Genomic DNA, 25,902 nt, shown 5'->3' with positions numbered 1-25,902 from the left:
GGCCGGATTTCGGCAGGAAACTGCGCCACGGCCGCTCGGCGGGCAAGCGGAGCGGGTGAAGGCCGCCCGGCTTTGTCTGGGGATCACCCGTTGTCTTGGGTTCACCCGTTCGGCAGGTGCCGCGCCAGCGCCTCCAGCACGGCCATGCGGACGGCGACGCCCATCTCGACCTGCTCGCGGATCAGCGACTGCGCCCCGTCGGCGATCTCGGAGGAGATCTCGACGCCGCGGTTCATCGGCCCCGGATGCATCACCAGCGCGTCGGGCTTGGCGAGCGCCAGCTTCTCGCCGTCGAGGCCGAAGTAGCGGAAATACTCCTTCACGGACGGCACGAACGAGCCGTTCATGCGCTCCCGCTGGAGGCGCAGCATCATGACGATGTCGCAGCCGACGAGGCCCTTGCGCATGTCCGTGAAGGTCTCGACGCCGAAGCGCTCGATCCCGGAGGGCAGCAGCGTCGAGGGCGCGATCAGGCGGACCCGCGCGCCCATGGCCTGGAGCAGGATGATGTTGGAGCGCGCCACCCGCGAGTGCAGGACGTCGCCGCAGATCGCCACCTGCAGGCCCTCGATCCGGCCCTTGTTGCGGCGGATGGTGAGCGCGTCGAGGAGGGCCTGGGTCGGGTGCTCGTGGGCGCCGTCGCCGGCATTGACCACCGCGCAGTCGACCTTGCGGGCGAGCAGGTGAACGGCGCCCGCCGATTCGTGACGGACCACGATGATGTCGGGCCGCATGGCGTTGAGCGTCGCGGCGGTGTCGATCAGGGTCTCGCCCTTCTTCACCGAGGACGAGGCCACCGACATGTTCATGACATCGGCGCCGAGCCGCTTGCCGGCGAGCTCGAAGGACGATTGCGTCCGCGTCGAGGGCTCGAAGAACAGGTTGATCTGCGTGCGGCCCCGCAGGGTCGTGCGCTTCTTCTCCACCTGCCGCGAGATGTCGACGGCGGATTCGGCGGCGTCGAGCAGCCCCTCGATGTCGGGCCGGGTCAGGCCCTCGATGCCGAGGAGGTGCCGGTGCGGGAAGGCCGGGGTCGGAGGCGTCGTCATGATGAGGCCCGGGTGTAGGTGCGGCGCGCCCGGGGGGCAAGGCTGTTCGGCGCTCATCCCGGTTCAGTCATGACGCTCGCTCCGTTAGGGGCTGCGGGCGTCACGGGTTCGAGGCCCAGGCTGTCCGTCCGGCGGCAGGATGGGGCGCGTCGCGCTCCGTCATCGACGGCGCGCGCCCATCGGCGCAGTCGCACTTCGAGAGGCGGCTGCGGCCTTTTTCCCGGCGGATGGTAACCGCCCGCCCCCGCGCCACGTATCTGCCCGAACGGTCGGGATTCGTACGCTCCCGACCCCGCGCCGCTTGCCCGGGATCCAGACGCTTGGCCGCCTCCCCTGCCCTCGAAGCCCCCGAGACCGTCGACCGGCAGGGGCGCCGCTGGTTCTACCGCCACCCGCTGGTCATCCGGCTGGCGCACTGGATCAACGCCGCGGTGCTGCTGGTGCTGCTGATGAGCGGCCTGCAGATCTTCAACGCCCACCCGGCGCTCTACTGGGGTTCGGTCTCGACCTTCGACAATCCGTCGCTCGCCATCACCAGCGAGCCCGGCCGCGACGGCACGACCCGCGGCGTCGTGACGGTCGGTTCCCACACCCTCGACACGACCGGCGTGCTCGGCCTGTCGAGGGAGGGCGGCACCGAGGTGGAGCGCGCCTTCCCGTCCTGGGCGACGCTGCCGGCCAACCAGGACCTCGCCACCGGGCGGCGCTGGCATTTCCTGTTCGCGTGGCTGCTGGTGATCAACGGGGCGGTCTACCTGCTCTACGGCCTGGTCTCGGGCCAGCTCCGCCGCCGCCTGATCCCGGACGGCGACCAGATCCGCGACTTCGGCGGCTCCGTGAAGGAGCACCTGCTCCTGCGCTTCCCCGAGGGCACCGAGGCCAAGCGCTACAACGTCATCCAGAAGCTGACCTACCTCGTGCTGGTGCTGGGCCTGCTGCCCGCGATGGTGCTCGCCGGCCTCGCCATGTCGCCCGGGATGGACGCGGCCTGGCCGTGGCTCACCGAGCTGTTCGGCGGCAGGCAATCGGCGCGCAGCGTCCACTTCATCGCCGCCGGGCTGATCGTGCTGTTCGTGGTGGTCCACGTGCTGCTCGTGGTCGTCTCCGGGCTCGTCAACAACATGCGCGGCATGATCACCGGCTGGTTCAGCCTCGGCCGCGACCGGGAGACCGCGCGATGATCCTCCACCGCCGCAAGCTCCTCACCGCGGGCGCCGGCCTGATGGGCACCGCGCTGCTGGCCGGCTGCGACAAGTTCGCCGGGACCGAGACGGGGCAGCGCACCCTCAAGGTCGGCGAGGACGCCAACGAGTACGTCCAGCGCCTGCTGATGTCGCCGACGACCCTGGCCCGGGAATTCCCGGCCTCGATGATCTCGCCCTGGTTCAAGCCGAACGGCACGATCGACCCGCCGGACCGCGCCTACCGGGCGCTGGCGGCGCGGAACTTCTCGGACTTCAAGCTCTCCGTCGACGGGCTGGTCCAGACCCCGCTGTCGCTGAGCCTCGCGGACCTGCGCGCCCTGCCGTCGCGCACCCAGATCACCCGGCACGATTGCGTGGAGGGCTGGAGCTGCATCGGGCAATGGGGCGGCGTGCCGCTCGCCGAGGTGCTCAAGAAGGCCGGGCTGAAGCCGCAGGCGCGCTACGCGGTGTTCCACTGCGCCGACACGCTGGAGTTCGAGGCCGGTCCCAAGGGCGGTGGCAGAGGGCGCAACCAGGGCGCGTCCCTCTGGCGCCCGAGCCATCCGGGCGCGGTGCGCGACGCTTACGTGCAGCTCGCCGCCGCCGACGATTGGGGCGGCCCGGCCACCGCCACCGACGCGCCCAAGGACGATTGGGGCCAGGGCAGCCCGGCCCCGGAGCCCGAGCCGGCGGGGATCCCGATCCGCTACTACGAGAGCATCGACCTCTACGACGCCTTCAACCCGCAGACGATCCTGGCCTACGACCTCAACGGCAAGCCGCTGCCGGTCTCGAACGGCGCGCCCCTGCGGCTGCGGGTCGAGCGCCAGCTCGGCTACAAGCAGGCCAAGTACGTGATGCGGGTCGAGATGGTGGAGTCGCTCGCCGGGATCGGCCAGGGCAGCGGCGGCTACTGGGAAGACCGCGGCTACGAGTGGTACGCGGGGATCTGAGGCGACTGACGGGATTTTGAGCTGCTGACGCGGCAAGTTCCGTGCTGGAGCCCGGGCCGCGTTTCATCCTGCATGGCCTCTTCCCCGGACAGGTGGAGCGACGCGGAACCTGATCAGGACCCGGCCCGAAAAGTGCCGCGCAGTGGCTCCCCCGAACAACCTCGCGATTTGACAACCCGCCGCCCGTGACCCACTTGTGCCCGGCGCGCGGCCCCGGCCCGACGGCGGGCATACGTCCCACGCGAATCTCGAACAGAATTCGTCCGTCGCGCCCAGGCTCCGTCAGGGGCAGAGGTCTGAATGAAAGTCGTCGTCGTCGAGTCGCCGGCCAAAGCCAAGACGATCAATAAGTATCTCGGCCGCGACTATGAAGTCATCGCCTCCTTCGGGCATATCCGCGACCTGCCGCCCAAGGACGGCTCGGTGGATCCCGAGCAGGACTTCCACATGGTCTGGGAGCTGGCCGACCGCGGGGCGAGCCGGGTCTCGGAGATCGCCAAGGCGGTCAAGGGCGCCGACAAGCTGATCCTCGCCACCGACCCGGATCGCGAGGGCGAGGCGATCTCCTGGCACGTGCTGGAGGCGCTCACCGCCCGCAAGGCGCTCAAGGGCATCCCGGTCGAGCGCGTGACCTTCAACGCCATCACCAAAGCGTCGGTCGAGCAGGCGATGCGCAAGCCGCGGGAGATCGACCAGGCGCTGGTCGACGCCTACCTGGCGCGCCGGGCGCTCGATTACCTCGTCGGCTTCAACCTCTCGCCAGTCCTGTGGCGCAAGCTGCCGGGCGCCCGCTCGGCCGGGCGCGTCCAGTCCGTGGCGCTCCGGCTCGTGGTCGAGCGCGAGATGGAGATCGAGCGGTTCAAGCCGCGCGAGTACTGGACGCTCATCGCGACGCTGACGACCGCCGACGGCGCGACCTTCGAGGCCCGCCTCGTCGGCGCCGACGGCAAGCGGATCCAGCGCCTCGACGTCGGCACGGGCGAGGAGGCGGCCGCCTTCAAGCGCGACCTCGAGCTCGCGACCTTCCAGGTGGCGAGCGTCGAGGCGAAGCCCGCCAAGCGCCACCCGCAGCCGCCCTTCACCACCTCGACCCTCCAGCAGGAGGCCTCCCGCAAGCTCGGGATGGCGCCGGCCCAGACCATGCGGGTCGCCCAGCGGCTCTACGAGGGCGTCGATATCGGCGGCGAGACGGTCGGCATCATCACCTACATGCGGACCGACGGCGTCGACATGGCGCCGGAGGCGATCCAGGACGCCCGCCGGGTGATCGGCAAGGAGTTCGGCGACCGCTACGTGCCGGACGTTCCGCGCAAGTACAGCGTCAAGGCCAAGAACGCCCAGGAGGCCCACGAGGCGGTGCGCCCCACCGACATGGGCCGCCTGCCCAAGACGGTGGCGCGCCACCTCGAGCCCGAGCAGGCCCGGCTCTACGAGCTGATCTGGACCCGCACCATGGCCAGCCAGATGGAATCGGCCGAGCTGGAGCGGACCACCGTCGACGTCACCGCCAAGGTCGGACCGCGGACCATCGACCTGCGCGCCACCGGCCAGGTGGTGAAGTTCGATGGCTTCCTGACCCTCTACCAAGAGGGCAAGGACGACGAGGAGGACGAGGAGAGCCGCCGCCTGCCGCCCATGAAGGCCGGCGACCCGCTCGCCCGCGAGCGGATCAGCTCGACCCAGCACTTCACCGAGCCGCCGCCGCGCTACTCCGAGGCGAGCCTCGTGAAGCGCATGGAGGAGCTCGGCATCGGCCGCCCGTCGACCTATGCCGCGGTTCTCCAGACCTTGCGGGATCGCGAATACGTCAAGATCGAGAAGAAGCGGCTGCAGCCGGAGGACAAGGGGCGGCTCGTCACGGGCTTCCTCGAGAGCTTCTTCCGGCGCTACGTCGAGTACGACTTCACCGCCGGCCTCGAGGAGCAGCTCGACCGGGTCTCCAACGCCGAGATCGACTGGCGGGCGGTGCTGCGCGACTTCTGGCGCGACTTCTCCGCGGCGATCGGTGAGACCAAGGAGCTGCGCGTCGCCGACGTGCTGGAGGCGCTGAACGGCCTCCTCGGCCCGCACATCTTCCCCGACAAGGGCGACGGCTCGAACCCGCGCACCTGCCCGACCTGCGGCTCGGGCCAGCTGTCGCTGAAGCTCGGCAAGTTCGGCGCCTTCATCGGCTGCTCGAACTACCCGGAGTGCAAGTACACCCGGCAGCTCTCGGCCTCGGGCGTCGACGGCGACGGTGACGGCTCCTCGGCCGAGGGCGGCCAGCCGGGCGTGCGGGTGCTGGGCGACGATCCCGCGACCGGCCTGCCGGTGACGCTGCGCGACGGCCGGTTTGGACCGTTCCTCCAGCTCGGCGAGGCCTCCGCCGAGAAGGGCGCCGAGAAGCCGAAGCGCTCGTCGCTGCCCAAGGGGCTCAGCCCCTCGGACGTGGATCTCAACAAGGCGCTGGCCCTGCTGGCGCTGCCCCGCGAGGTGGCCCGCCACCCCGAGACCGGCGAGCCGATCCTGGCCAATCTCGGCCGGTTCGGACCCTACGTGCAGCACGGGAAGACCTACGCCAATCTCGGCAAGGACGACGACGTGCTGGAGATCGGGGCTAACCGCGCCATCGACCTGATCGTCGCCAAGGAGCAGGGCGGCGGACGCGGCCGCCCGGCTGCCGATCCGGGCCGGCCGCTCGGCAAGGACGAGGCCAGCGGCCGCGATCTCGTGGTCAAGGCCGGCAAGTACGGGCCCTACGTCACGGACGGCGAGGTCAACGCCACGCTGCCGAAGACGATGAGCGCCGAGGCGCTGACCCTCGACGAGGCGATCGCCCTGGTGAACACCAAGCGCGCCGCGGGCGGCGGCAAGCCGGCGAAGCGCGGGGCGGTCCGGAAAGGGTCGGCGCGGGCCGCGAGCGCCGACAAGCCGGCGGCGAAGAAGACCGCCGCGAAGAAGCCTGCGGCCAAGAAGGCGGCGGCGAAGACGTCGAGCGCGGGCTGAAGCGTTCGTGGACGAGGCTGAGGCGGGCCGGCGAGCCCGCCCGTCCTTGCGAGCGAAGCGAAGCAATCCAGTGCAGCGCGAGGCGTTCGAACGTGGCGCCGACTGGGTTGCTTCGCTCCGCTCGCAAGGACGTGGCAGAGGCAGCGTTGCCGCCCCTCACCGCGGGTTGCGGTCAGCGATCGGGTTCACACCAGGTAGGTGATCGTCGCCGCCACGGCCGTCGCGAAGGTCGCGAGCGCGAGGGTGGTGGAGTTCATCAGCGCCCGCCCGGCCGGCACCGCGGCCGCGTCATCGTCGCAGCCGAAGGCGGCGCCGGCCGCGTGCTCGAAGCGGATCAACGTGAGGCGGCGGGCCTCGATCGCGGCGTCGCTCATGGACTGCGGCTCCCTGACCACGGTCAAGATTTATCTCCGCCACCAACGTCGATCGTCCCGTTCTGTTCCGGGCGTCGCCTGTGGAAGCCGGGCATGCGGATCACGAGAAAGCCTTAACCCATTGTTGTGCAACGTCGTGATGACGGCCCGGCGCGCGGAACCGTGTGCCGGCACGGACGCGGCCCTCGCTCGCGGCGGCGCAGCATGCGATGATGCGACCGCCTCGCCGCAGGGCGAACGGCTTTGATGTTTATGGTTTGTTCCGCTATCATGCGGGGATGAAGGCTCATGCTCCACGACCCGAGACCCGTCCCAAGACCCGTCTGCGCGAAGCCGAGCCGGCCGACGCGCCGCGCGCCAGGAGGCCGCGCGTGAGCGATCCGGCGCGGGACCTGTTCGGGCCGGGCGGCAAGGGCGCGGCGGCCCGCCCGCCCGAGCCGCGGCGGCGGCTGGATTCGGCGGCCTCCGTGGCGACGCTCGCGGCCGCCGAGCCGGAGGGCGGCTACACCGCCTCCGACATCGAGGTGCTGGAGGGGCTGGAGCCCGTCCGGCGCCGGCCCGGCATGTATATCGGCGGCACCGACGAGCGGGCGCTCCACCACCTGTTCGCCGAGGTGATCGACAACTCGATGGACGAGGCGGTCGCCGGCCATGCCAGCTTCATCGAGGTGGAGCTGAAGGAATCCGGCGCCCTCGTGGTGACCGACAACGGCCGCGGCATCCCGGTCGACCCGCACCCGAAATTCCCCGGCAAGTCGGCGCTCGAGGTCATCATGACCACGCTGCACGCCGGCGGGAAGTTCGACTCGAAGGTCTACGAGACCTCGGGCGGCCTGCACGGCGTCGGCATCTCGGTGGTGAACGCGCTCTCCGACCTGCTCGAGGTCGAGGTGGCGCGCAACCAGACCCTCTACCGCCAGACCTTCTCGCGCGGTCATGCCCAAGGGGCCTTGGAACTGGTCGGCCGGGTGCAGAACCGCCGCGGCACCCGCGTGCGCTTCCACCCGGACGCCCAGATCTTCGGCTCGCTGAAGTTCGACCCGCGCCGCCTGTTCAAGATGGCGCGCTCCAAGGCCTACCTGTTCGGCGGCGTCGAGATCCGCTGGCGCTGCGCCCCTGCCCTCCTCGAGGGGCTGGAGGACGTGCCAGCCGAGGCGGTGCACCGCTTCCCCGACGGGCTGCGCGACTACCTCGCCCGCGACATCGACGGGAAGGAACTCGTCACCGACGCCATGTTCTCCGGCAAGATCACCAAGCCGGGCTCGCACGGGTCGCTTGAATGGGCGGTGGCCTGGATGGTCGCCGAGGACGGGATCTCGCACTCCTACTGCAACACGATCCCGACGCCCGAGGGCGGCACCCACGAGGCCGGCCTGCGCGTCGCCCTGCTGCGCGGCCTGCGCGAGCACGCCGAGCGGGTGAACCAGGCCAAGCGCATGACCGCCGTCACGACGGACGACGTCATGGCGACCTGCGCGTCGATGCTCTCGGTGTTCATCCGCGAGCCGGAGTTCCAGGGCCAGACCAAGGACAAGCTCGCCACCGTGGAGGCCCAGCGCATCGTCGAGACTTCGGTGCGCGACGCCTTCGACCACTGGCTCGCCGCCTCCCCGGCCCAGGCCAACAAGCTCCTCGACTGGGTGATCGACCGGGCCGAGGAGCGCCTGCGCCGCCGCCAGGAGAAGGAGGTCGCCCGCAAGAGCGCGACCCGCAAGCTGCGCCTGCCCGGCAAGCTCGCCGACTGCTCGGCGGCCGGCACCGCGGGCTCGGAGATCTTCATCGTCGAGGGCGACTCGGCCGGCGGCTCGGCCAAGCAGGCCCGGGACCGGGCGACCCAGGCGATCCTGCCGCTGCGCGGCAAGATCCTGAACGTCGCCTCGGCCTCGCGCGACAAGCTCGGCGCCAACCAGCTGATCTCGGATCTCACCCTGGCGCTCGGCTGCGGCACCGGTTCGGCCTTCCGCGAGGCGGACCTGCGCTACGAGAAGGTGATCATCATGACGGACGCCGACGTCGACGGCGCCCACATCGCCTCGCTGCTGATCACCTTCTTCTACCGCCAGATGCCGAGGCTGATCGACCGCGGCCACCTCTACCTCGCGATCCCGCCGCTCTATCGGCTGCAGCAGGGCTCGAAGGTGGCCTATGCCCGGGACGACGCGGATCGGGAGCGGATCGTCAAGACCGTGTTCAAGGGCGGCAAGGTCGAGATCGGGCGGTTCAAGGGCCTCGGCGAGATGATGCCGGCCCAGCTCAAGGAAACCACCATGGACCCGAAGAAGCGCACGCTCCTGCGCGTCGCGGTCCTGGACGAGGCCCGGGAATCGACCGGCGACACGGTCGAGCGCCTGATGGGCAACAAGCCCGAGGCGCGCTTCGCCTTCATCAGCGAGCGCGCGGCCTTCGCCGAGGGCGCCGACCTCGACATTTGACGCCGGAGCGCCGGCGCGGCCGCGCCGCGTCGGTCGATGGCGCCGCGCCGTCATTGCGAGCGCAGCGAAGCAACCCAGCAGCGCCACGTTCACCGAAGTCGCGCTGCCCTGGATCGCTTCGCTGCGCTCGCAAAGACGGTTGACGGGTTTCGGCCGCGCCTTATCGGGGCGGCGCGATCACCTTGGCCGGGTCGAAGGGCTGGGCCGCCGCCACCGTGTCCTTGCCCATGTTGAGGACCGCCGAGAATCGGTCGCCGCCGGGACGCAGCACGAGGGCGCCCGGCTCGACCGCGATGAGCTTGCTGCCGAGGCCGAGGAAGCCGCCGACGTCGATCACGACCGCCTTGAGCGTCCCGCCGTCGGCGATGAGCAGATCCTCGATCTTGCCGACGCTGTCGCCGGCGGCGTTGCGAACCGTCACGCCGATCATCTTCGTGGTCAGGAAGGTGACGGGCTTGAGCCCCTGACGCTTGGCGGCGTCCTCGGCGCTCGCCGCCTCCGTCAGCCGCCCGCCCCCCTTGCCGTCCGTCGAGGTTCCCGGTCCCGTGGCCGGCAGGATCGTGTCCTTGCCGATCACGCTGGCATCCTGCGCGGAGGCCGGCGCGTTCGCGAGGCCGAGGGCCGCGAGCGACAGGAGAAGGATTCGGCTTCGCATGGCTGATCGCTCCGCGCGCCCGGTCCCTGCGTGGAAGGCCCTGTCCGGGTCACTGAGGGGCGCCGCGGTCTCAATCGCGGGCGGCCCGCGCGGTTCCGGCCCTCCCTGTCGCACCCGCCGAGGCCGGTTCGCGGTCCCGAAACGCGAAAGGGCCCGGCCTTGCGGCCGGGCCCTTCGGGAGCGCGGAGCCGGCAGAGCCGGCTCCGGCATCCGGTCTCAGTACGAGCCGAACTTGTAGTTCAGGCCGGCGCGGACGACGGCGAACTCGGTCTTGGCGGCGGCGCCGTTGAGGTAGGCGATGCCGTTCGGGGGCAGGAGGTTGCCGTAGAACACGCCGCCGGCCGAGTTCTTCTGGCGGTCGAGGCTGACGTAGAGGCCTTCGACCTTCAGCGTCACGGCGTTCGAGCGGAAGAAGTTCAGGAACGAGTCGGTGGGCAGGGCGTACTCGACGCCACCGCCGGCGGCCCAGCCGGTGCGGAAGCTGTCGCGGAAGCGGTTGCCGGCGAAGTTCTGGTCGTCCTGGCCCGAGCCGTAGGCGAAGCCGCCGGTGCCGTACACGAGGGTGCGGTCGAAGGCGTAGCCGAGGCGGCCGCGCACGGTGCCGAAGTAGTCCAGCCCGTTGCCGCTGGTGGCGACGAAGGCGCGCGGGGCGGCGAACGCGATGCCCGGGGCGCCGCCGAAGGCGTAGTTCTGGGTGCCGTTGGCGCGGCGGGCGAAGTCGACGTACTGGGCGTCGGCCTCGAAGCCGATCACGACGCCGGAGCCCGGGGTGAACTGGTAGTTGTAGCCGATCTGGGCGCCGCCCGAGAAGCCGTCGTTGTTGCTGCGGTTGTTGACGCTGACGACGCCGGCGGTGCCGGGGGAGTTGATCAGCGAGCCGCCGGGCAGGGCGTAGCTGGTGGTGTTGCGGCTGTTGGCGTCGAAGCCGTAGCCGGCGTTCACACCGAAGTAGAAGCCGGTCCAGGTGAACACCGGCACCGGCGTGAACACCGGCGGCGGCGCGGCGCGGCGCGGAAGGTCGGCGGCGGACGCCGCGGCGGTCATGCCGGCGAGGACGGTGGATGCGAGGAGAAGCTTCTTCATGGTGGTGTTCGGTCCTGGGGTTAGCTTGAGCCGGCAGCCTTCTAGGCGCTCTCGGATGGCGGGTCTGTCGCTTTCCTGCAACAAGCCTCTTCAGGCTAGGGACATCCCGTCAACGAAAGATGAAGACTAGCTGGGCCCGCCCGACAGCAGACGGCCCGCTCGCGCGCTCGACGAGGGCGAGGAGAGCTGCAGAGACCGTGATGACTAGCTGCCTTGCGCGCCGCGCATATTGGCGGCGGCCGGCGCGGGGCCTGCGACATCGCTCGCGGTCTCTGCAGGAGCCGTCGGCGGCGGACGTTTTATTCCGGCACAACTTCGACGAGAATGATTCTCGCGCGTAAGCGATCGATTAACCCTGTTGCCCGATGGTCCGTCGCTCGCGGGCCCGTCCCCGAACCCCTGTCGCGCCCCAAACCGAATCCGGTCCCCCGCCGGCGGAGACCGCTGTCCATGCAGAGCCCCGACGAACGGAGCCGGACGACCTTCGGCAAGCGCCGGACCGGCGAGGCCGCGCCCGGCGCGCAGGCCGGCCCGCGGACCGGCTCGACCGCCGCGCGGGTGGCGCGCGCCGAGCCGAGGCGGTCCGCGGGCCCCCTGCCCTGGACGCTGCGCGTGGCGGGCCTGGTCGGGATCGTCGCGGTGATCGGCGCCTACCAGCTCGCGCGGCTGAGTCGGCCCGACGCGCCGACGCCCGGGACTGCCCTCGCGACCGCGGCGCTCGCGCCGATGGCCGAGCCCGAGACGACCGGTGCCATCGCGGCGGCGCGATCCGCCCGCACCACCCGCCTGGATCCCTGCGTCGCGCCCGCGGGCGACCGTCTCCGGCCCTGATCGGCGACCCTTCGGGCGGCCGATCCCCTGTGCGCCGACCCGCGCTGTCGCCATTGCGAGATTGACAAGTCGCGCCAAGGCCCTAACTGACAGAGAGCATGCGCCCCGCGGCCCCGGGAGCGTCCGAGCGCCCCGCGCGAGCCTTTCCCAGCCGTTGCCGCGACGGTGTCCTTCGCGCCGGCCGGGCGCGCAACGGTTCCTGAACGCAGATGCCTTTTTCCGACCTGGGACTGAGCGAGAAAGTCCTGAACGCCGTCGAAGCGGCGGGTTACACCGAGCCGACGCCGATCCAGGCCGAGGCCATCCCCCACGTGCTGGCGCGCCGCGACGTCCTCGGGATCGCCCAGACCGGCACCGGCAAGACCGCGGCCTTCACGCTCCCGATGCTGACGCTGCTGGAGAACGGCCGCGCCCGCGCGCGGATGCCGCGCACGCTGATCCTGGAGCCGACCCGCGAGCTGGCCGCTCAGGTGGTCGAGAATTTCGACCGCTACGGGACGAACCACAAGCTCAACGTGGCGCTGATCATCGGCGGAGTCTCCTTCGCCGATCAGGACGCCAAGCTGATGCGCGGCACCGACGTGCTGATCGCGACGCCCGGCCGTTTGCTCGACCATTTCGAGCGCGGCAAGCTGCTGCTCACCGGCGTCGAGCTCCTGGTCATCGACGAGGCCGACCGCATGCTCGACATGGGGTTCATCCCCGACATCGAGCGCATCGTGAAGATGGTGCCGTTCACCCGGCAGACGCTGTTCTTCTCGGCGACCATGCCGCCGGAGATCGAGCGGCTGGCGGACATGTTCCTGCACAACCCGCAGCGGGTCGAGGTGGCCCGGCCCGCCTCCACGGCGACCACGATCACCCAGCGGCTCGTCGCCACCGGCGCCGAGGGGCACGCCAAGCGCGAGCGCCTGCGCACCCTGATCCGCGGCGAGGGCGAGCTGAAGAACGGGATCATCTTCTGCAACCGCAAGCGCGACGTGGCGCTGCTGCAGAAGTCCCTGGTCAGCCACGGCTTCGACGCCGCGGCGCTCCACGGCGACATGGACCAGCGCGCCCGCACGACGGCCCTCGACGGGTTCCGCAACGGCGACACCGCCCTGCTGGTCGCCAGCGACGTGGCGGCGCGCGGTCTCGACATCCCGGCCGTCAGCCACGTCTTCAACTTCGACGTGCCGCATCACCCGGAGGATTACGTCCACCGGATCGGCCGCACCGGCCGCGCCGGCCGCAGCGGCACGGCCTACACGCTGGTCGCCCCCGACGACGCGCGCTCCCTCGGCGCCATCGAGGCGCTGATCGGCCAGCCGATCCCGTGGCTGGACGGCGACCTGTCGAGCGTGGCCGACGCGTCCGGCGACACCGGCACGCGCCACCGCGGCCGGTCGAGCGACGGGCGTCGCGGCACGCGCTCCGCCAAGGGCGGCGGCAGGGGCGCCGACAAGGGCGGCAGCGACAAGGGTGTCGTCGAGAAGAGCGCCCGGAGCGCCGGCGAGGCCGAGGAGGTCCGCGAGCGTCCGACCCGGTCGCGCGGCGGCCGCGGCGCGGCGCGGGCGGAGACCCGTCCGGACGACCGGCCTGAGAGCCGTCCCGAGAACCGTCCCGAGCCCCGCGCGTCGGGCCGCTCGGCCGGCCGCGGCGGCGAGTCCGCGCGCGAGGTGCGCGGGCGCCGGATCGACGCGGACGGGGACACGCCCGTCGGCCTCGGCTCCCACGTCCCGGCGTTCCTGCTTCGACCAGTCTTGGCGAAGAAGGATAAGTAACAGACGTCTGTTCCGGCTTAACTGTCCGGCTACCAGGCAGCCGTATATTGGGTCAGGGCAACGACGCATGCGCGCCGGTCGCCCCGGACCGCGGGATACGGATGAGCCAGGAGACCTATTCGGATCGGGATCGCAGCTTCGCGCTGGCGAAGCGCAGCCACGATCTGATTCGCGACTACGGCCCCTCCGCGACGCCGCGCGCCTACGCCGTCTGGTACGCCTACGTGTCGGGGGAGCTGCCGCTCCTCGCGGACGCCGTGAAGCGTCTCACCACCCAGAACGGCTGCCTCACCGAGGGCGACATCGACGACCTGCACGAGACCTATCTCGACGGGCGCCGCCTCGCGAGCACCACCGACGACGTCAGCCGCATCGTCCTCAGCGAGATCGCGGCCGTCACCGAGATCCTGGACCTCTCCCTGGGCTCGACGGCGCAGTACAGCGAGTCCCTGCGCGGGGTCGCCCAGGATCTCTCCCAGGGCGTCCCGAGCCGGGCGCGGTTCGGCGAGATCGTCGCGACCCTGGCCGCCACGACCCGGGAGGTCGCCGCCAACAACCGGATCCTCGAAGCCCGCATGCGCGAGACCCGCAGCGAGATCGAGACCCTGCGCGAGAAGCTCGACGCGACCCGGCGCGAGAGCCTGACCGACGCCCTGACGGGGCTGGCGAACCGCAAGCATTTCGAGGAGACGCTGAAGGCGTCCATGGAGACGGCCCGGGCGCGCACGACGCCCATGAGCCTGATCATCCTCGACATCGACTTCTTCAAGCGCTTCAACGACCTGTACGGTCACCTCACGGGCGATCAGGTTCTGCGACTCGTGGCGATCGTGATGCGCGAGAATGCCGGCAAGCAGGCGCAGCTCGCCCGGTTCGGCGGCGAGGAGTTCGGGATCATCCTGCCCGGGGTCGACCGGGCGGTGGCCAAGCAGGTGGCCGAGACGGTGCGCGCCAGCGTCATGGGGCGCGAGCTGGTCAAGCGCTCGACCGGCGAGTCGCTCGGCAAGATCACGATCTCCCTGGGTGTCGCGGTGCTGCGCCCGGGCGACACGCCGGCCTCGCTGATGGAGCGGGCCGACCTGTGCATGTTCGCGGCCAAGCGCGCCGGGCGGAACCGCTTCCTGGACGACGCCGCCGAGTCGCTGTCGCAGGTGGCCTGAGGGCGCGGCGCGCTTCCGGCCCGCTCCGCGCCGCGCGCCGGGGCGGTCCCTCTCAGGCCTGCGCGGGCAGGCGGTCGGCCGAGACCGGCGTGATCGCCACGGATTCTCCGCAGCCGCAGGCCGAGGTCTGGTTCGGGTTGTTGAACACGAACTGCGACGCCAGCTTGTTGGTGGTGAAGTCCATCTCGGTGCCGAGCAGGAACAGCACCGCCTTCGGGTCGACGAAGACGCGCACGCCGCGATCCTCGACCACGTCCTCGCCGGGCTTGGCCGCCTCGGCATATTCCATCGTGTAGGACATCCCGGCGCAGCCGCCGTTCCGGACACCGACGCGCAGCCCGGCGATCGGCCGGTCGGCCTCCGCCATGATCGCCTTGATCCGATCGGCGGCCCGATCGGTCAGCGAGAGAACCTTGAAACCAGCGGACATCGTCACCCTCCCGCCCATCCGGGTTCAAGGCCCGGGGACGCGCATTCTGACCGGCACAAGATAAGCATTGGCTCCGGGCCGGTCCACCGCGGCGGGGGCACACCGGCCCGGCAATCGCCGCGAGGGGCCGCCAGGGGCCGCCTCAGGCCGTCTCGCCGGTCAGCCGCGCGAAGGTCGCGAGGTCGACGTTGCCGCCGCTGATCACCACGCCGACGCGCTTGTCCGTCACGTCCACGAGGCCGCTCAGCACCGCCGCCGCCGCGAGGCAGCCGGTCGGCTCGACCACGAGCTTCATCCGGCTGGCGAAGAACCGCATGGTCTCGACGAGCTGCGCGTCGGTGACGGTGAGGATGTCGGACACCTGCGCGCGGATGATCGCGAAGGTCAGGTCGCCCAGCGCCGTCGACTGCGCCCCGTCGGCGATGGTGCGGGGTACCGGGATCGAGACGATCCGGCCCTCGCGGAACGAGCGCTGCCCGTCATTGCCCGCCTCCGGCTCGACGCCGATCACCCGGCAGCCCGGCGACAGCGCGGCGGCGGCGAGCGCGCAGCCCGCGAGCTGGCCGCCGCCGCCGAGGCAGGCCACCAGCACGTCGAGGGGGCCGACCGTCTCGATCAGCTCCTGCGCCAGCGTCCCCTGCCCGGCGATCACGTTGGGATGGTTGAAGGGCGGGATCAGCGTCAGGCCGCGGGCCTCGGCGACCTCGCGGCCGAGGGCCTCGCGGTCCTGGGTATAGCGGTCGTACAGGACCACCTCGGCGCCGTAGCCGCGGGTGGCGGCGATCTTCGCCGCGGGGGCGTCGTCCGGCATGATGATGGTGGCGGGCGCCCCGAGCAGCCGGCTCGCCAGGGCGATCGCCTGGGCATGGTTGCCCGAGGAGTAGGTGATCACCCCGCGGGTGCGGGCCGCTTCCGGCAGGGCGCTGATCGCGTTGTAGGCGCCGCGGAACTTGAAGGCGCCGGCCCGCTGCAGGTTCTCCGCCTTGAAGAACAGGCGGCCGCCGGTCATCGCGTCCGCCGTGCGCGAGGTCAGGACCGGGGTGCGGTGCGCGGCCCCGGCGATCCGCTCCGCGGCGCGGGCCACGTCGGCGAAGGTGGGAAGGCCGCCGGCGGTCGCGCCGGGCTCGCCCCGCTGGGTGTCGTGCATCGTCGCCTGCATCGTGCCTGCATCCCATCCGCCCGGGGCCGCACCTGAGGAAGCAGGGGGCGCAACCCCTCTCATACGGGCGTTTCGGCCCGCATGCATCCGGCCGATCCACATGCGCAAGCGGAGCCATTCGCCGACTCGCCGCTTATACCCAGCGACAACTTGGCAGGAACGCTGGGGGGCGGCATCGCCATGGCCATCGAGACCACGTGCAGACCCGTACGGCGGCCGCGCGACGGCGGAGGCGCGGCGTGAGCGCCCGGGACCGGGCCTCGGGCGACGCGGCGACCGAGGTCACCTTCCGGGGGCGCGGGCTGGCGCTGCGCTCCGGCTCGCGGCTGATCCTGCTCGTCTGCCCGCTCTGCTCCCAGCGCAACGCGCAGCGCGGCGCGGAGCGCGGGATCTGCGAATGGTGCGCCTACGTGCCGTCCCCGGACCAGGCCGAGCCCGTGGATCCCGGGCACCGCTGAGGTTCGGGATCGGCCCTGTCGCCTCAATGCCGCCTCAGATCCATGATCTCAGATTGATTTTCAACTAAGTACTATCTCCGGTTGCACGATCGGGCGCGCCCCGACAAACTCCCGACGGGGGCCTGATTGGAGGGCGCATGCAACCGTCCGAATGCTGCATCTTTCGGATGACCATCGCCTCCGTGATCGGCAGCTGCATCACGCTCCTGCTCGTCCGGGGGCTCGATCCGCTCGTCGCCCTGCTGCTGATCCCGATCGGCGGCAGCGTGGCGACGGTTCTGGTGATCCTGCTGTTCCAGGCCGTGAGCCTGACGCTCGCGGCGCGGTCCGGTCCGCACTGACCGGTCGGTGGCGGCGCGGGTCGGATCCACGTCCGACCCGCGCGCCGCGTCGGCCGCCGATCAGGTATGGATCACCTTGCCGTAGGCGTCGAGCACGCTCTCGTGCATCATCTCGCTGAGCGTCGGGTGCGGGAACACCGTGTGCATCAGCTCCTCCTCGGTGCTCTCCAGGTTCATCGCCACCACGTAGCCCTGGATCAGCTCGGTCACCTCGGCGCCGACCATGTGGGCGCCGAGCAGCTGGCCGGTCTTGGCGTCGAACACGGTCTTGATCAGGCCGTCCGGCTCGCCGAGCGCGATCGCCTTGCCGTTGCCCGCGAAGGGGAACCGGCCGACCTTCACCGAGAAGCCCTGCTCCTTGGCCTTCGCCTCGGTGAGCCCGACGCTGGCGATCTGCGGCTGGCAGTAGGTGCAGCCCGGGATCTTGGCCTTGTCCATCGGGTGGGTGTGCAGGCCCTTGATGGTCTCGATGCAGATGACGCCCTCGTGCTCGGCCTTGTGGGCGAGCATCGGCGGCCCGGCGACGTCGCCGATCGCGTAGAGGCCGGGCACGTTGGTGCGGCCGAGCCCGTCCGTCACCACGATCCCGCGGTCGATCTTCACCCCGAGTTTCTCGAGACCGATATTCTCGATGTTCCCGACGACGCCCACCGCCGAGATCAGCTTCTCCGCGGTGATCTGCTGGGTCTTGCCGTCGCCGCCCTCGATGGTGGCCGTGACAGAATCGGCGCCCTTCTCGACCTTGGTCACCTTGGCGCCGGTGAGGATCTTGATGCCCTGCTTCTCGAAGCGCTTGCGGGCGAGGCCGGCGATCTCGGCATCCTCCACGGGCAGGATCTGCGGCAGCAGCTCCACCACGGTCACCTCGGCGCCCATGGTGCGGTAGAACGAGGCGAACTCGATGCCGATGGCGCCCGAGCCCATCACCAGCAGGCTCTTGGGCATCGCCTCGGGGACCATGGCCTCGTAGTAGGTCCAGATCAGCTTCTTGTCGGGCTCGATCCCCGGGATCGCGCGCGGGCGCGCGCCGGTCGCCACGATGATGTGCTTGGCCTGGTAGGTGCCGGCGCCCTTGGCGCCCTTCGGCGCCTCGGCGCGCTTGGTCTCCTTCACGGTGACCTTGCCGGGCTGGTTGCCCTGCGCGGCGCTGTCGACCGAGGCCTCGCCCCAGATCACGTCGACCTTGTTCTTCTTGAGCAGCATGCCGACGCCGCCGTTGAGCCGGGCCGAGACGCCGCGGGAGCGCTTCACGATGGCGGCGGTGTCGAACCCGACCTTGTCGGCCGTCAGCCCGTAATCACCGGGGTGCTGGAAATAATGAAAAATCTCGGCCGAGCGGAGCAGGGCCTTGGTGGGGATGCAGCCCCAGTTCAGGCAGATGCCGCCGAGATGCTCGCGGTCGACCACGGCGGTCTTGAAGCCGAGTTGCGCCGCGCGGATCGCCGTGACGTAGCCGCCGGGCCCGGCGCCGATGATGAGGACGTCGTAGGTGTCGGACATTTACCTCTCCGCGAACGCCCCTCCCCCTTGTGGGGAGGGGGCTGGGGGTGGGGGTGGCTCCGCCTGGCCGGCTGAATCCGGAAGAGGCGCGTTGGATGCGGCAAGGGCCGCGTGGATCGTCTCGAGGACGGTATCGATCTCCCGCAGGACCGTACGGTTCGGGAAACGCAGGACGCGGAAGCCTTCGGAGCAAAGATAGGTATCCCGGCGGGCATCGTAGGCCGTACTGGCCTCGAAGCCGTGCTGCTCCCCGTCGACCTCGACGATGAGCCGGGCGGTGAGGCAGCAGAAATCCGCCACGTAAGGGCCGAGGGCGACCTGCCTGCGGAAATGCGAGCCGTCCACCGGCAGGCGGTGACGCAGGTGCCACCAGAGCCGCTTCTCTGCCTCCGTGAGCGAGCGCCGCAGCGTCTTCGCGTTCGCGGTTGCTCTGGGCGAGGCTGATCTCCGGGGCTGCTGGCTCCAGGACATGGGGCGGCAGGTCAATCGAACGTGGCCGATGGCGGTATGCTCATCGTGAGCATGGAGCACGGCACATCGCAGCAGGATAGGGTGTACTGACCGGTGCCTGTCACCTTCCCCCACCTCGACATCCTGCGACGCACTTTCCCCTCCCCCTTGTGGGGAGGGGTCAGGGGTGGGGGTGGTTCAGGATCGAGCGTCCCGGTGCCTCCTGCACCACCCCCACCTCCAACTCCTCCCCACAAGGGGGAGGAGAGGCCCTGCCTCACACCAGCATGCCCATCGGGTTCTCGATCAGCCCCTTGAAGGCCGAGACCAGCTCCGCACCCAGCGCCCCGTCGAGCACCCGGTGGTCGCACGACAGGGTGCAGGTCATGACCTGGACCACGGCCGGCGCCCCGTCCTTCACGACCACGCGCTTCTCGCCCGCGCCCACCGCCAGGATGCTCGATTGCGGCGGGTTGATCACCGCGGTGAAGTGCTTGATGCCGAACATGCCGAGGTTCGACACCGAGGTGACGCCACCCTGGTACTCCTCGGGCTTCAGCTTCTTGGCGCGGGCGCGGGCCGCGAAATCCTTCATCTCGTTGGAGATGGTCGAGAGCGTCTTCTCGTCCGCCCGGCGGATCACCGGTGTGAACAGACCGCCGTCGATCGCCACCGCGACGCCGACCTCGGCGTGCTTGAAGCGCAGGATCCGGTCCTCGGCCCAGACCGCGTTGGCGGCCGGCACGCGGGTCAGCGCGAGGCCCATCGCCTTGATGACGAAGTCGTTCACCGAGAGCTTGTAGGCGGGCTTGCCGTCTTTGTCCTTGCCGGCCGAGCCGTTCAGCGTCTCGCGCAGCTTCATCAGCGCGTCGAGCTCGCAATCCACCGTCAGGTAGAAGTGCGGGGCGACCTGCATCGCCTCAGTGAGGCGCTTGGCGATGGTCTTGCGCATGCCGTCGAGGGGCACCTCCTCGTAGGCATCCTTGGCGAAGAAGCCCTTGACCTGATCGGTCGTGAGCCCGGCCGGCGCGCCGCCCGCGGGGGCGGCCTTCGGGGCCGGAGCCGCCTTCGGCGCCTCGGCGGCGGCCTGCGCGGCGGCGGGGGCCTTGGTGGTGCCGGAGGCCTTCGCGGCCTGGACGTCGCGGGCGATGATGCGGCCGTGCGGACCGCTGCCCTGGACGGCGCCGAGGTCGACGCCCTCCTGCTTGGCGATCCGGCGGGCGAGCGGCGAGGCGAACACGCGGCCGCCCGGGCCGGCCTGCGCGCCACCCTGCGGAGCGCCGCTCGGCTGCGCGCCCTCCGGTGCGGCGTTCACCCGCTCGTACGACATGTGGCCGCCGCCCGGCGTGGTGTTCTGGCTGGCCGCAGAGGCGTCGGCCTTCGGCTCGGGCTTGGACTCGGCCTTGGCCTCGCCGTTCGAGGCGGCCTTCGGCGCGCCGCCGGCCTGCACGCTCGACGGGTCCTCGCCCTCGGCGGCGATGATGGCGATCAAATCGTTGACCGGCACGTCCGCCGTGCCCTCGGGCACGAGGATCTTGGCGAGCACGCCCTCGTCGATGGCCTCCACCTCCATGGTGGCCTTGTCGGTCTCGATCTCGGCCAGCACGTCGCCGGACTTGATCGGGTCGCCCTCCTTCTTCAGCCACTTGGCGAGGTTGCCCTTCTCCATGGTCGGGGAGAGCGCGGGCATCAGCACGTTGATCGGCATGGCATCAGGTCTCGGGCAAGGCCGGGGCGGCCGGATCGTCGAAGGGGAAGAGATCGTCGAAAGGGAACGGCACGGCGTCGAAGGGCGGTTGCGGACGCGGGTCCGGCGCCCCGTCGACCTTCGCGGCGACGCGATGCGCGAGGACCGCCTCCAGATCCGCGTAGGTCGCCTGCCGGACGGCCGCCTCAGCCATGGTCGGCCGCCATCGTCAGTTGAGACCGCCGGGGTCGAGCCCCTCGGCCTCCCAACCGGCGCGGATGCGCTCGACCGCCTCGTCCTCCGACATGTCGGTCTCCAGCGCGTAGGCGCGGGCGGCCTGGCGGGCGAGGTCGGCCAGCAGCCGGCCCCAGGTCGCCGGATCGTCGAAGGAGCGGCGCAGGGCGACGCTCACCGCGCCGTCGACCACGGCCGCGCGCAGCACCTCGATGCCGCCCTGCTCCAGGGCGTCGGGCGGGATGGCGAGTTCGGCGAAGTCGGTGCTCGGATCCTGGCTCATGGCGCGCCGGCTGTTCCTCGATCTGGCCGGGGCGGGCGACGGCGTCGCCCGCGCGCCCGTCACTTGTAGCAGACGCTCTTGGCGGCCTCGACGACCTCCGCCACCGTCGGCAGCGCCAGCTTCTCGAGGTTGGCCGCGTAGGGCATCGGCACGTCCTTGCCGGTGATGCGCAGGACCGGCGCGTCCAGGAAGTCGAAGGCGTCGACCATCAGGCGGGCCACGATCTCGGCGCCGATGCCGGATTGCGGGAAGCCCTCCTCCACGGTGATGCAGCGGCCGGTCTTCTTGACCGATTCCACCACCGTCGCGCTGTCCATCGGGCGGATCGTGCGCAGGTCGATCACCTCGGCCTCGATGCCTTGCTCGGCCAGCGCCTGCGCGGCCTTGAGGGCGTAGGTCATGCCGATCGCGAAGGACACGATGGTCACGTCGCTGCCGGTGCGATGGATCTTCGCCTTGCCGATCGGCAGCACGAAGTCGTCGAGCTTCGGCACCGGGAAGGACTGCCCGTACAGGATCTCGTTCTCGAGGAAGATCACCGGGTTCGGGTCGCGGATCGCGGCCTTGAGCAGGCCCTTGGCGTCGGAGGCCGTGTAGGGTGCGATCACCTTGAGGCCCGGCACGTTGGAGTACCACGCGGAATAGTCGTGGCTGTGCTGGGCGGCGACGCGGGCGGCGGCGCCGTTGGGCCCGCGGAACACGATCGGGCAGCCGAGCTGGCCGCCGGACATGTAGAGGGTCTTGGCCGCCGAGTTGATGATGTGGTCGATCGCCTGCATGGCGAAGTTGAAGGTCATGAACTCGACGATCGGCTTCAGGCCGGCCAGCGCCGCGCCCACGCCGATGCCCGCGAAGCCGTGCTCGGTGATCGGGGTGTCGACGACGCGCCTCGGCCCGAACTCCTGCAGCAGGTTCTGGGTGACCTTGTAGGCGCCCTGGTACTCGGCGACCTCCTCGCCCATGACGAAGACGTCGCCGTCGCGGCGCATCTCCTCGGCCATGGCGTCGCGCAGGGCCTCGCGGACGGTCTGGGTGACCATCGGCGTGTCGGCCGGGAACTCCTCCATCACCGGCTCTTGGGCCTTGTTGGTGATGACGGCCGGCGCGGCCGGCGCCTTCGGGGCGTCGTCGCCGGTCTTGGCCGCGGGGGCGGCCTTGTCGGCCATGCCCTCGGCCTGCATGTCGGGGGTCGGGGCCGGGTGGCCGCCCGCGCCGTTGGGCTTGGCGCCGCCGCCGGACTGGACGCTCGCCGGATCCTCGCCCTCGCCGGCGATGACGGCGATCGGCGTGTTGACCGCGACGCCCTCGGTGCCCTCGGCGATCAGGATCTTGGCGAGGATGCCCTCGTCGATGGCCTCCACCTCCATGGTGGCCTTGTCGGTCTCGATCTCGGCCAGCACGTCGCCGGACTTGATCGGGTCGCCCTCCTTCTTCAGCCACTTGGCGAGCTTGCCCTCCTCCATGGTGGGCGAGAGGGCGGGCATCAGGATGTCGGTCGCCATGCTCAGCTCTGCGGTCGTCTTTTCGTTAGGGGGCGGCCAGCTTTGTCGTGCGCGCTCAGGCGTGCGCTTCGAGCAGGATGTCGGTCCAGAGCTCGGACGGATCCGGCTCGGGGTCGTTGGTGGCGAACTCGGCCGAGGCGTTGACGACCTCGCGGACCTTGGCGTCGGTGGCCTTGAGCTCGGCCTCGGGCACGGCGTGCAGCTCGAGCAGGCGCTTGCGCACCATCTCGATCGGGTCGTGCTCGTCGCGCATCTTCGAGACCTCGTCCTTGGTCCGGTACTTGGCCGGATCGGACATGGAGTGGCCGCGATAGCGGTAGGTTTGCATCTCCAGGATGTAGGGGCCCTGGCCGGTGCGGGCGTGCTCGATCGCCCGGGTCGCGGCCTCGCGCACCGTGCGCACGTCCATGCCGTCGACCTGCTCGCCGGGGATGCCGAAGGAGAGGCCGCGCTTCGAGAAGTCCGTCTGCGCCGAGGCGCGGGCCACCGAGGTGCCCATCGCGTAGCGGTTGTTCTCGATCACGTAGACGACCGGCAGCTTCCAGAGGGCCGCCATGTTGAAGCTCTCGTAGACCTGGCCCTGGTTGGCGGCGCCGTCGCCCATGTAGGTCAGGCTGACCTTGCCGTTCTCCCGGTAATGGTCGGCGAAGGCGAGGCCGGTGCCGAGCGAGACCTGCGCGCCGACGATGCCGTGGCCGCCGAAGAACTGCTTCTCGCGGCTGAACATATGCATCGAGCCGCCCTTGCCGCGGCTGTAGCCGCCGCGGCGGCCGGTCAGCTCGGCCATGACGCCCTTCGGGTCCATGCCGCAGGCGAGCATGTGGCCGTGGTCGCGGTAGCCGGTGATGACCTGGTCGCCCTCGACCGAGGCCATCTGCATGCCGATCACCACGGCCTCCTGGCCGATGTAGAGGTGGCAGAAGCCGCCGATCAGGCCCATGCCGTAGAGCTGGCCGGCCTTCTCCTCGAAGCGCCGGATCAGCAGCATCTCGTGATAGGCGTGGAGATCCTCGTCCCGCGTGAACTGGGGCATGTTCGGCGCGGGGCGATGCGCCTCGGCGGCCTGAGGGCTCGCGGCCTGCACCGGCGCGGACGACGCGTCCTTGGCGGGCTCCTTGGCAGGCTCCTTGGCGGCGTCCATCGGCGCTCTCCCCGTGATTCCACGCGACTTCGTGGGGGTGTAGGACAGCGACGATTGGAAAGCGAGGGCTGCCGCTCTGACAGGAAGCCGCTCTTGTCAGAGGACTTTCGGGACTAGGGAAAACGATCCCCTGGACTTCCGCGGGACGATCGCGGGACCTCCGCGGACCTGTCAGGGCGTGATGATGACCACGTCGTTGGCGTGGACCCGGCCCAGGACGATCCGGGCGCGCTCCTCCAGGAGGTCGCGGTCGATCTGGTCGCTCTTCAGCAGGTTCACCCGGTGCTCCCAGACGGCGCGCTCGGCCTTCACGGCGGCGAGTTCCTGGCTGAGGCCGTAGGCGCGGATCTTCAGGGCCTTCTTGGCCTCGAGGCCACGGTTGCCACTCTCGGCCTGCCACACGAAATAGCCGACCACGAGCGCCGACAGGGTCCAGAGACCCAGCGGCAACACGACCATTCTGACTCGGCGGCGCACGACCATGGCGCGACCCTCGCGCGGAAAGGTTAACGGTTCTTTTCGACCGCGCCGCGGTCGGGGCAGGACCGCGACGGGGCCGGACCGCGGCCGGGACGAACAGGGGCGAGCCTGAGGCATGGACCTGACGCATCTGGGACGCTGGATCGCCGCGCACGCCACGGCGACCGACGACCACGACACCCTGCTCTCGGGCTTCTGCGAGTCGCTGGTCGAGGCCGGCCTCCCCGTCTGGCGGGTCAGCGTCATGGCGCCGGCCCTGGACCCGACGCTGCGCGGCGTCAGCCTCAACTGGCACGCGGGCGAGGGCATGTCCTTCGTCGCCAACGCCCACGGCGCCGACGAGGAGAGCGACTGGCTCCTGAGCCCCGTCTACGCCCTCGTGGAGACGGGCGAGACCTTCGGCCGCTGGCGCCTCGACGCGCCCGGGCTGGCCGTCGACTTTCCGGTCCTGAAGGCCCTCGGGGCGCAGGGCGGCGTCGACTACGTGCTGCACATCGCCGAATTCGCCCCCGGCACCGCGCTGCGCGGCATCGCGGTCTCGTTCTGCACCCGCGCCGCCGCCGGCTTCACCGAGGCGGACCTCGCGGCGATCGCCGGTGTCCTGCCGTTCCTGACGCTGGCGATGGCCAAGATGGGCCTCGCCCACACGTTCCGGGAAGTCTCGGCCACCTATCTCGGCCGATCCACCGCCGAGCGCATCCTCGACGGGCAGATCCGGAGGGGCGAGGGGCGGGCCGTGCCGGCGGCGATCCTGCTGACCGACCTGCGCGGCTTCACGGCCCTGGCCGACCGGGTGGATCCGGCCGACATCGTCACGTGGCTCAACGAGCATTTCGACGCCCTCGGCGACCCGGTGGCGCGGCACGGCGGCGAGATCCTGAAATTCCTCGGCGACGGCTTCCTGGCGATCTTCCCGGTCCCGGACGCCGACACCCTCCCCTGCCCGGTCTGCGGGGCCGCCCTCGACGCCGCGATCGAGGGGCTCGCCGCCAACGCGGCGCTCAACGCCCGCCGCCGCGCCGAGGGGCTGCCGGAGCTGCCGGCCGAGGGCGTCGTGCATTTCGGGACGGTGATGTACGGCAATGTTGGGACCGAGCGGCGCCTCGACTTCACGATCATCGGACGGGCGGTCAACGAGGCGAGCCGGATCGAGAGCCAGTGCGCCGCCCTCGGCCACGACCTCCTCGTGTCGGACTCCTTCGCCGAGCGGTGCGCCCGGCGGCTGGAGCCGGTCGGGACGATCGAGTTGCGGGGCCTGTCGCGGCCGATGCGGGTCTGGACCGTGCCGAGGGAGTCGTCCGGTGCGGCGATGACCTGAGGCGAGCGCCGTCTTCCGGGCTCGCCTGCGGCGCCCCGGAACAAAGTGGGAGGCGCCGCGCTGACGTCGTCAGAACAGCGCGCAGCTCCGCTGGAGCACCAGCCCGACCGCGCCCTGCACGAAGCGGCGCCGGTAGGCCTCCCGGATCTCACGCAGGGCGGCGACCGCTTCGGGCGTCGGTTCGGTGACGATCAGGACGATGCGGGCGGCCTCGTGGACGATCCGTCCGTCCGGCCCGCGCCACTGGCCCCGGCCGGCGAACACGGTCAGCCCGTCCGGGAAGCGGGGGGTGATCCGCTCGGCCAGGAACCGGTCGAAGGCCGCCCCCGAGACGCGGCCGCCGTCCGGCCGCGACAGGCCGAACAGCAGCTGCGCGCTGAGCGTCGGGCGGGCACCGTCGCAGAGCGGGTCCGCGCGGGCGGGGCCGACCGCCCCGATACCGAGCAGGCC

The 25,902-nt window shown here is 70.9% G+C and carries 25 protein-coding genes; 10 read left to right on the top strand and 15 right to left on the bottom strand.

Annotated features, from left to right (window positions below):
• Positions 1 to 101 precede the first annotated feature (101 nt).
• Positions 102 to 1,049: an aspartate carbamoyltransferase catalytic subunit gene (locus ACQKQD_RS09680; RefSeq protein ID WP_026605274.1), complete on the bottom strand. Its 948-nt coding sequence runs from the start codon at positions 1,047 to 1,049 to the stop codon at positions 102 to 104.
• Positions 1,050 to 1,369: 320 nt separating this feature from the next.
• Here ACQKQD_RS09680 and ACQKQD_RS09675 point away from each other — a divergent pair, with 320 nt between their 5' ends.
• From ACQKQD_RS09675 to topA, 3 genes are all read left to right on the top strand, one after another.
• Entirely contained in the window at positions 1,370 to 2,230 is an 861-nt protein-coding gene (locus tag ACQKQD_RS09675; RefSeq protein WP_056531198.1) for a cytochrome b/b6 domain-containing protein, read from the top strand.
• A complete protein-coding gene (locus ACQKQD_RS09670) occupies positions 2,227 to 3,186 on the top strand; it encodes a molybdopterin-dependent oxidoreductase (protein WP_042669666.1) in 960 nt (319 codons plus the stop codon). Before ACQKQD_RS09675 ends, ACQKQD_RS09670 begins: the two co-directional genes overlap by 4 nt.
• A 300-nt stretch (positions 3,187 to 3,486) precedes the next feature.
• Positions 3,487 to 6,171 (top strand): type I DNA topoisomerase, encoded by a 2,685-nt coding sequence (gene topA / locus ACQKQD_RS09665; protein ID WP_427508205.1) that lies wholly within the window; start codon positions 3,487 to 3,489, stop codon positions 6,169 to 6,171.
• 185 nt (positions 6,172 to 6,356) lie between these two features.
• On the opposite strand, the gene ACQKQD_RS09660 is transcribed toward topA, so the two are convergent.
• Positions 6,357 to 6,545, bottom strand: coding sequence for a hypothetical protein (locus ACQKQD_RS09660; protein ID WP_132369347.1), 189 nt, complete (start codon positions 6,543 to 6,545; stop codon positions 6,357 to 6,359).
• Positions 6,546 to 6,916: 371 nt separating this feature from the next.
• Between ACQKQD_RS09660 and parE the strand changes: the two genes are divergently transcribed.
• Complete coding sequence (gene parE, locus ACQKQD_RS09655) at positions 6,917 to 8,977, top strand: DNA topoisomerase IV subunit B (protein ID WP_427508204.1); 2,061 nt, start codon at positions 6,917 to 6,919, stop codon at positions 8,975 to 8,977.
• Positions 8,978 to 9,137: 160 nt separating this feature from the next.
• Here the strand turns inward: parE and ACQKQD_RS09650 are convergent, their stop codons facing one another.
• Both ACQKQD_RS09650 and ACQKQD_RS09645 read right to left on the bottom strand, forming a co-directional pair.
• The gene (locus ACQKQD_RS09650; RefSeq protein WP_020095331.1) at positions 9,138 to 9,632 is read right to left on the bottom strand and encodes a PRC-barrel domain-containing protein; all 495 of its coding nucleotides are present in this window, start codon (positions 9,630 to 9,632) and stop codon (positions 9,138 to 9,140) included.
• 216 nt (positions 9,633 to 9,848) lie between these two features.
• Entirely contained in the window at positions 9,849 to 10,715 is an 867-nt protein-coding gene (locus tag ACQKQD_RS09645; protein WP_103986075.1) for an outer membrane protein, read from the bottom strand.
• A gap of 450 nt (positions 10,716 to 11,165) precedes the next feature.
• Between ACQKQD_RS09645 and ACQKQD_RS09640 the strand changes: the two genes are divergently transcribed.
• The 3 genes from ACQKQD_RS09640 to ACQKQD_RS09630 all read left to right on the top strand — a co-directional run bounded on the left by ACQKQD_RS09640 (position 11,166) and on the right by ACQKQD_RS09630 (position 14,469).
• Positions 11,166 to 11,546, top strand: coding sequence for a hypothetical protein (locus ACQKQD_RS09640; RefSeq protein ID WP_091928195.1), 381 nt, complete (start codon positions 11,166 to 11,168; stop codon positions 11,544 to 11,546).
• Between the two features lie 209 nt (positions 11,547 to 11,755).
• On the top strand, positions 11,756 to 13,309 hold the full coding sequence (locus ACQKQD_RS09635) for a DEAD/DEAH box helicase (RefSeq protein ID WP_427508203.1): 1,554 nt from the start codon (positions 11,756 to 11,758) through the stop codon (positions 13,307 to 13,309).
• A gap of 101 nt (positions 13,310 to 13,410) precedes the next feature.
• Positions 13,411 to 14,469: a diguanylate cyclase domain-containing protein gene (locus ACQKQD_RS09630; protein ID WP_427508202.1), complete on the top strand. Its 1,059-nt coding sequence runs from the start codon at positions 13,411 to 13,413 to the stop codon at positions 14,467 to 14,469.
• 52 nt (positions 14,470 to 14,521) lie between these two features.
• On the opposite strand, the gene ACQKQD_RS09625 is transcribed toward ACQKQD_RS09630, so the two are convergent.
• On the bottom strand, positions 14,522 to 14,899 hold the full coding sequence (locus ACQKQD_RS09625) for a HesB/IscA family protein (RefSeq protein ID WP_012317999.1): 378 nt from the start codon (positions 14,897 to 14,899) through the stop codon (positions 14,522 to 14,524).
• A 142-nt stretch (positions 14,900 to 15,041) separates the two neighbouring features.
• Complete coding sequence (locus tag ACQKQD_RS09620; RefSeq protein ID WP_427508201.1) at positions 15,042 to 16,058, bottom strand: threo-3-hydroxy-L-aspartate ammonia-lyase; 1,017 nt, start codon at positions 16,056 to 16,058, stop codon at positions 15,042 to 15,044.
• 239 nt (positions 16,059 to 16,297) lie between these two features.
• On the opposite strand from ACQKQD_RS09620, the gene ACQKQD_RS09615 reads away from it, so the two are divergent.
• The gene (locus ACQKQD_RS09615; RefSeq protein WP_427508200.1) at positions 16,298 to 16,516 is read left to right on the top strand and encodes a hypothetical protein; all 219 of its coding nucleotides are present in this window, start codon (positions 16,298 to 16,300) and stop codon (positions 16,514 to 16,516) included.
• Between the two features lie 167 nt (positions 16,517 to 16,683).
• Complete coding sequence (locus ACQKQD_RS09610; protein ID WP_427508199.1) at positions 16,684 to 16,857, top strand: hypothetical protein; 174 nt, start codon at positions 16,684 to 16,686, stop codon at positions 16,855 to 16,857.
• A 60-nt stretch (positions 16,858 to 16,917) separates the two neighbouring features.
• On the opposite strand, the gene lpdA is transcribed toward ACQKQD_RS09610, so the two are convergent.
• The 8 genes from lpdA to ACQKQD_RS09570 all read right to left on the bottom strand — a co-directional run bounded on the left by lpdA (position 16,918) and on the right by ACQKQD_RS09570 (position 24,137).
• On the bottom strand, positions 16,918 to 18,357 hold the full coding sequence (gene lpdA, locus ACQKQD_RS09605; RefSeq protein WP_427508198.1) for a dihydrolipoyl dehydrogenase: 1,440 nt from the start codon (positions 18,355 to 18,357) through the stop codon (positions 16,918 to 16,920).
• Entirely contained in the window at positions 18,358 to 18,828 is a 471-nt protein-coding gene (locus ACQKQD_RS09600; protein ID WP_427508197.1) for an endonuclease domain-containing protein, read from the bottom strand.
• Positions 18,829 to 19,084: 256 nt separating this feature from the next.
• A complete protein-coding gene (locus ACQKQD_RS09595; RefSeq protein WP_427508196.1) occupies positions 19,085 to 20,515 on the bottom strand; it encodes a pyruvate dehydrogenase complex dihydrolipoamide acetyltransferase in 1,431 nt (476 codons plus the stop codon).
• A 4-nt stretch (positions 20,516 to 20,519) separates the two neighbouring features.
• Entirely contained in the window at positions 20,520 to 20,708 is a 189-nt protein-coding gene (locus ACQKQD_RS09590) for a hypothetical protein (RefSeq protein WP_427508195.1), read from the bottom strand.
• A 15-nt stretch (positions 20,709 to 20,723) separates the two neighbouring features.
• On the bottom strand, positions 20,724 to 21,011 hold the full coding sequence (locus ACQKQD_RS09585; protein ID WP_020095319.1) for a DUF5076 domain-containing protein: 288 nt from the start codon (positions 21,009 to 21,011) through the stop codon (positions 20,724 to 20,726).
• A gap of 59 nt (positions 21,012 to 21,070) precedes the next feature.
• A complete protein-coding gene (locus ACQKQD_RS09580; RefSeq protein ID WP_427508194.1) occupies positions 21,071 to 22,513 on the bottom strand; it encodes a pyruvate dehydrogenase complex E1 component subunit beta in 1,443 nt (480 codons plus the stop codon).
• Between the two features lie 55 nt (positions 22,514 to 22,568).
• Positions 22,569 to 23,654: a pyruvate dehydrogenase (acetyl-transferring) E1 component subunit alpha gene (pdhA, locus tag ACQKQD_RS09575; RefSeq protein ID WP_020095317.1), complete on the bottom strand. Its 1,086-nt coding sequence runs from the start codon at positions 23,652 to 23,654 to the stop codon at positions 22,569 to 22,571.
• A 171-nt stretch (positions 23,655 to 23,825) separates the two neighbouring features.
• The gene (locus ACQKQD_RS09570) at positions 23,826 to 24,137 is read right to left on the bottom strand and encodes an FtsB family cell division protein (protein ID WP_012317989.1); all 312 of its coding nucleotides are present in this window, start codon (positions 24,135 to 24,137) and stop codon (positions 23,826 to 23,828) included.
• A gap of 112 nt (positions 24,138 to 24,249) precedes the next feature.
• Between ACQKQD_RS09570 and ACQKQD_RS09565 the strand changes: the two genes are divergently transcribed.
• The gene (locus ACQKQD_RS09565; RefSeq protein ID WP_100253251.1) at positions 24,250 to 25,452 is read left to right on the top strand and encodes an adenylate/guanylate cyclase domain-containing protein; all 1,203 of its coding nucleotides are present in this window, start codon (positions 24,250 to 24,252) and stop codon (positions 25,450 to 25,452) included.
• A gap of 69 nt (positions 25,453 to 25,521) precedes the next feature.
• Here ACQKQD_RS09565 and ACQKQD_RS09560 read toward each other — a convergent pair whose 3' ends face one another.
• Positions 25,522 to 25,818: a DUF3574 domain-containing protein gene (locus ACQKQD_RS09560; protein ID WP_427508294.1), complete on the bottom strand. Its 297-nt coding sequence runs from the start codon at positions 25,816 to 25,818 to the stop codon at positions 25,522 to 25,524.
• Positions 25,819 to 25,902 lie beyond the last annotated feature (84 nt).

It is taken from the genome of Methylobacterium sp. NPDC080182, from assembly GCF_050281105.1.
Lineage (GTDB): Bacteria > Pseudomonadota > Alphaproteobacteria > Rhizobiales > Beijerinckiaceae > Methylobacterium.
Note: the sequence above shows the minus strand (reverse complement) of the source record. Positions and strands in the feature narration are given on the sequence as shown.

Coding starts and splice junctions, on each gene's coding strand:
- ACQKQD_RS09590 (WP_427508195.1), bottom strand. CDS start 20,708: ATGGCTGAGGCGGCCGTCCGGCAGGCGACCTACGCGGATCTGGAGGCG.
- ACQKQD_RS09680 (WP_026605274.1), bottom strand. CDS start 1,049: ATGACGACGCCTCCGACCCCGGCCTTCCCGCACCGGCACCTCCTCGGC.
- topA (WP_427508205.1), top strand. CDS start 3,487: ATGAAAGTCGTCGTCGTCGAGTCGCCGGCCAAAGCCAAGACGATCAAT.
- ACQKQD_RS09645 (WP_103986075.1), bottom strand. CDS start 10,715: ATGAAGAAGCTTCTCCTCGCATCCACCGTCCTCGCCGGCATGACCGCC.
- ACQKQD_RS09585 (WP_020095319.1), bottom strand. CDS start 21,011: ATGAGCCAGGATCCGAGCACCGACTTCGCCGAACTCGCCATCCCGCCC.
- ACQKQD_RS09565 (WP_100253251.1), top strand. CDS start 24,250: ATGGACCTGACGCATCTGGGACGCTGGATCGCCGCGCACGCCACGGCG.
- ACQKQD_RS09650 (WP_020095331.1), bottom strand. CDS start 9,632: ATGCGAAGCCGAATCCTTCTCCTGTCGCTCGCGGCCCTCGGCCTCGCG.
- ACQKQD_RS09580 (WP_427508194.1), bottom strand. CDS start 22,513: ATGGCGACCGACATCCTGATGCCCGCCCTCTCGCCCACCATGGAGGAG.
- ACQKQD_RS09630 (WP_427508202.1), top strand. CDS start 13,411: ATGAGCCAGGAGACCTATTCGGATCGGGATCGCAGCTTCGCGCTGGCG.
- ACQKQD_RS09570 (WP_012317989.1), bottom strand. CDS start 24,137: ATGGTCGTGCGCCGCCGAGTCAGAATGGTCGTGTTGCCGCTGGGTCTC.
- pdhA (WP_020095317.1), bottom strand. CDS start 23,654: ATGGACGCCGCCAAGGAGCCTGCCAAGGAGCCCGCCAAGGACGCGTCG.
- ACQKQD_RS09600 (WP_427508197.1), bottom strand. CDS start 18,828: ATGTCCTGGAGCCAGCAGCCCCGGAGATCAGCCTCGCCCAGAGCAACC.
- ACQKQD_RS09620 (WP_427508201.1), bottom strand. CDS start 16,058: ATGCAGGCGACGATGCACGACACCCAGCGGGGCGAGCCCGGCGCGACC.
- ACQKQD_RS09610 (WP_427508199.1), top strand. CDS start 16,684: ATGACCATCGCCTCCGTGATCGGCAGCTGCATCACGCTCCTGCTCGTC.
- lpdA (WP_427508198.1), bottom strand. CDS start 18,357: ATGTCCGACACCTACGACGTCCTCATCATCGGCGCCGGGCCCGGCGGC.
- ACQKQD_RS09660 (WP_132369347.1), bottom strand. CDS start 6,545: ATGAGCGACGCCGCGATCGAGGCCCGCCGCCTCACGTTGATCCGCTTC.
- ACQKQD_RS09640 (WP_091928195.1), top strand. CDS start 11,166: ATGCAGAGCCCCGACGAACGGAGCCGGACGACCTTCGGCAAGCGCCGG.
- ACQKQD_RS09625 (WP_012317999.1), bottom strand. CDS start 14,899: ATGTCCGCTGGTTTCAAGGTTCTCTCGCTGACCGATCGGGCCGCCGAT.
- ACQKQD_RS09595 (WP_427508196.1), bottom strand. CDS start 20,515: ATGCCGATCAACGTGCTGATGCCCGCGCTCTCCCCGACCATGGAGAAG.
- ACQKQD_RS09670 (WP_042669666.1), top strand. CDS start 2,227: ATGATCCTCCACCGCCGCAAGCTCCTCACCGCGGGCGCCGGCCTGATG.
- ACQKQD_RS09635 (WP_427508203.1), top strand. CDS start 11,756: ATGCCTTTTTCCGACCTGGGACTGAGCGAGAAAGTCCTGAACGCCGTC.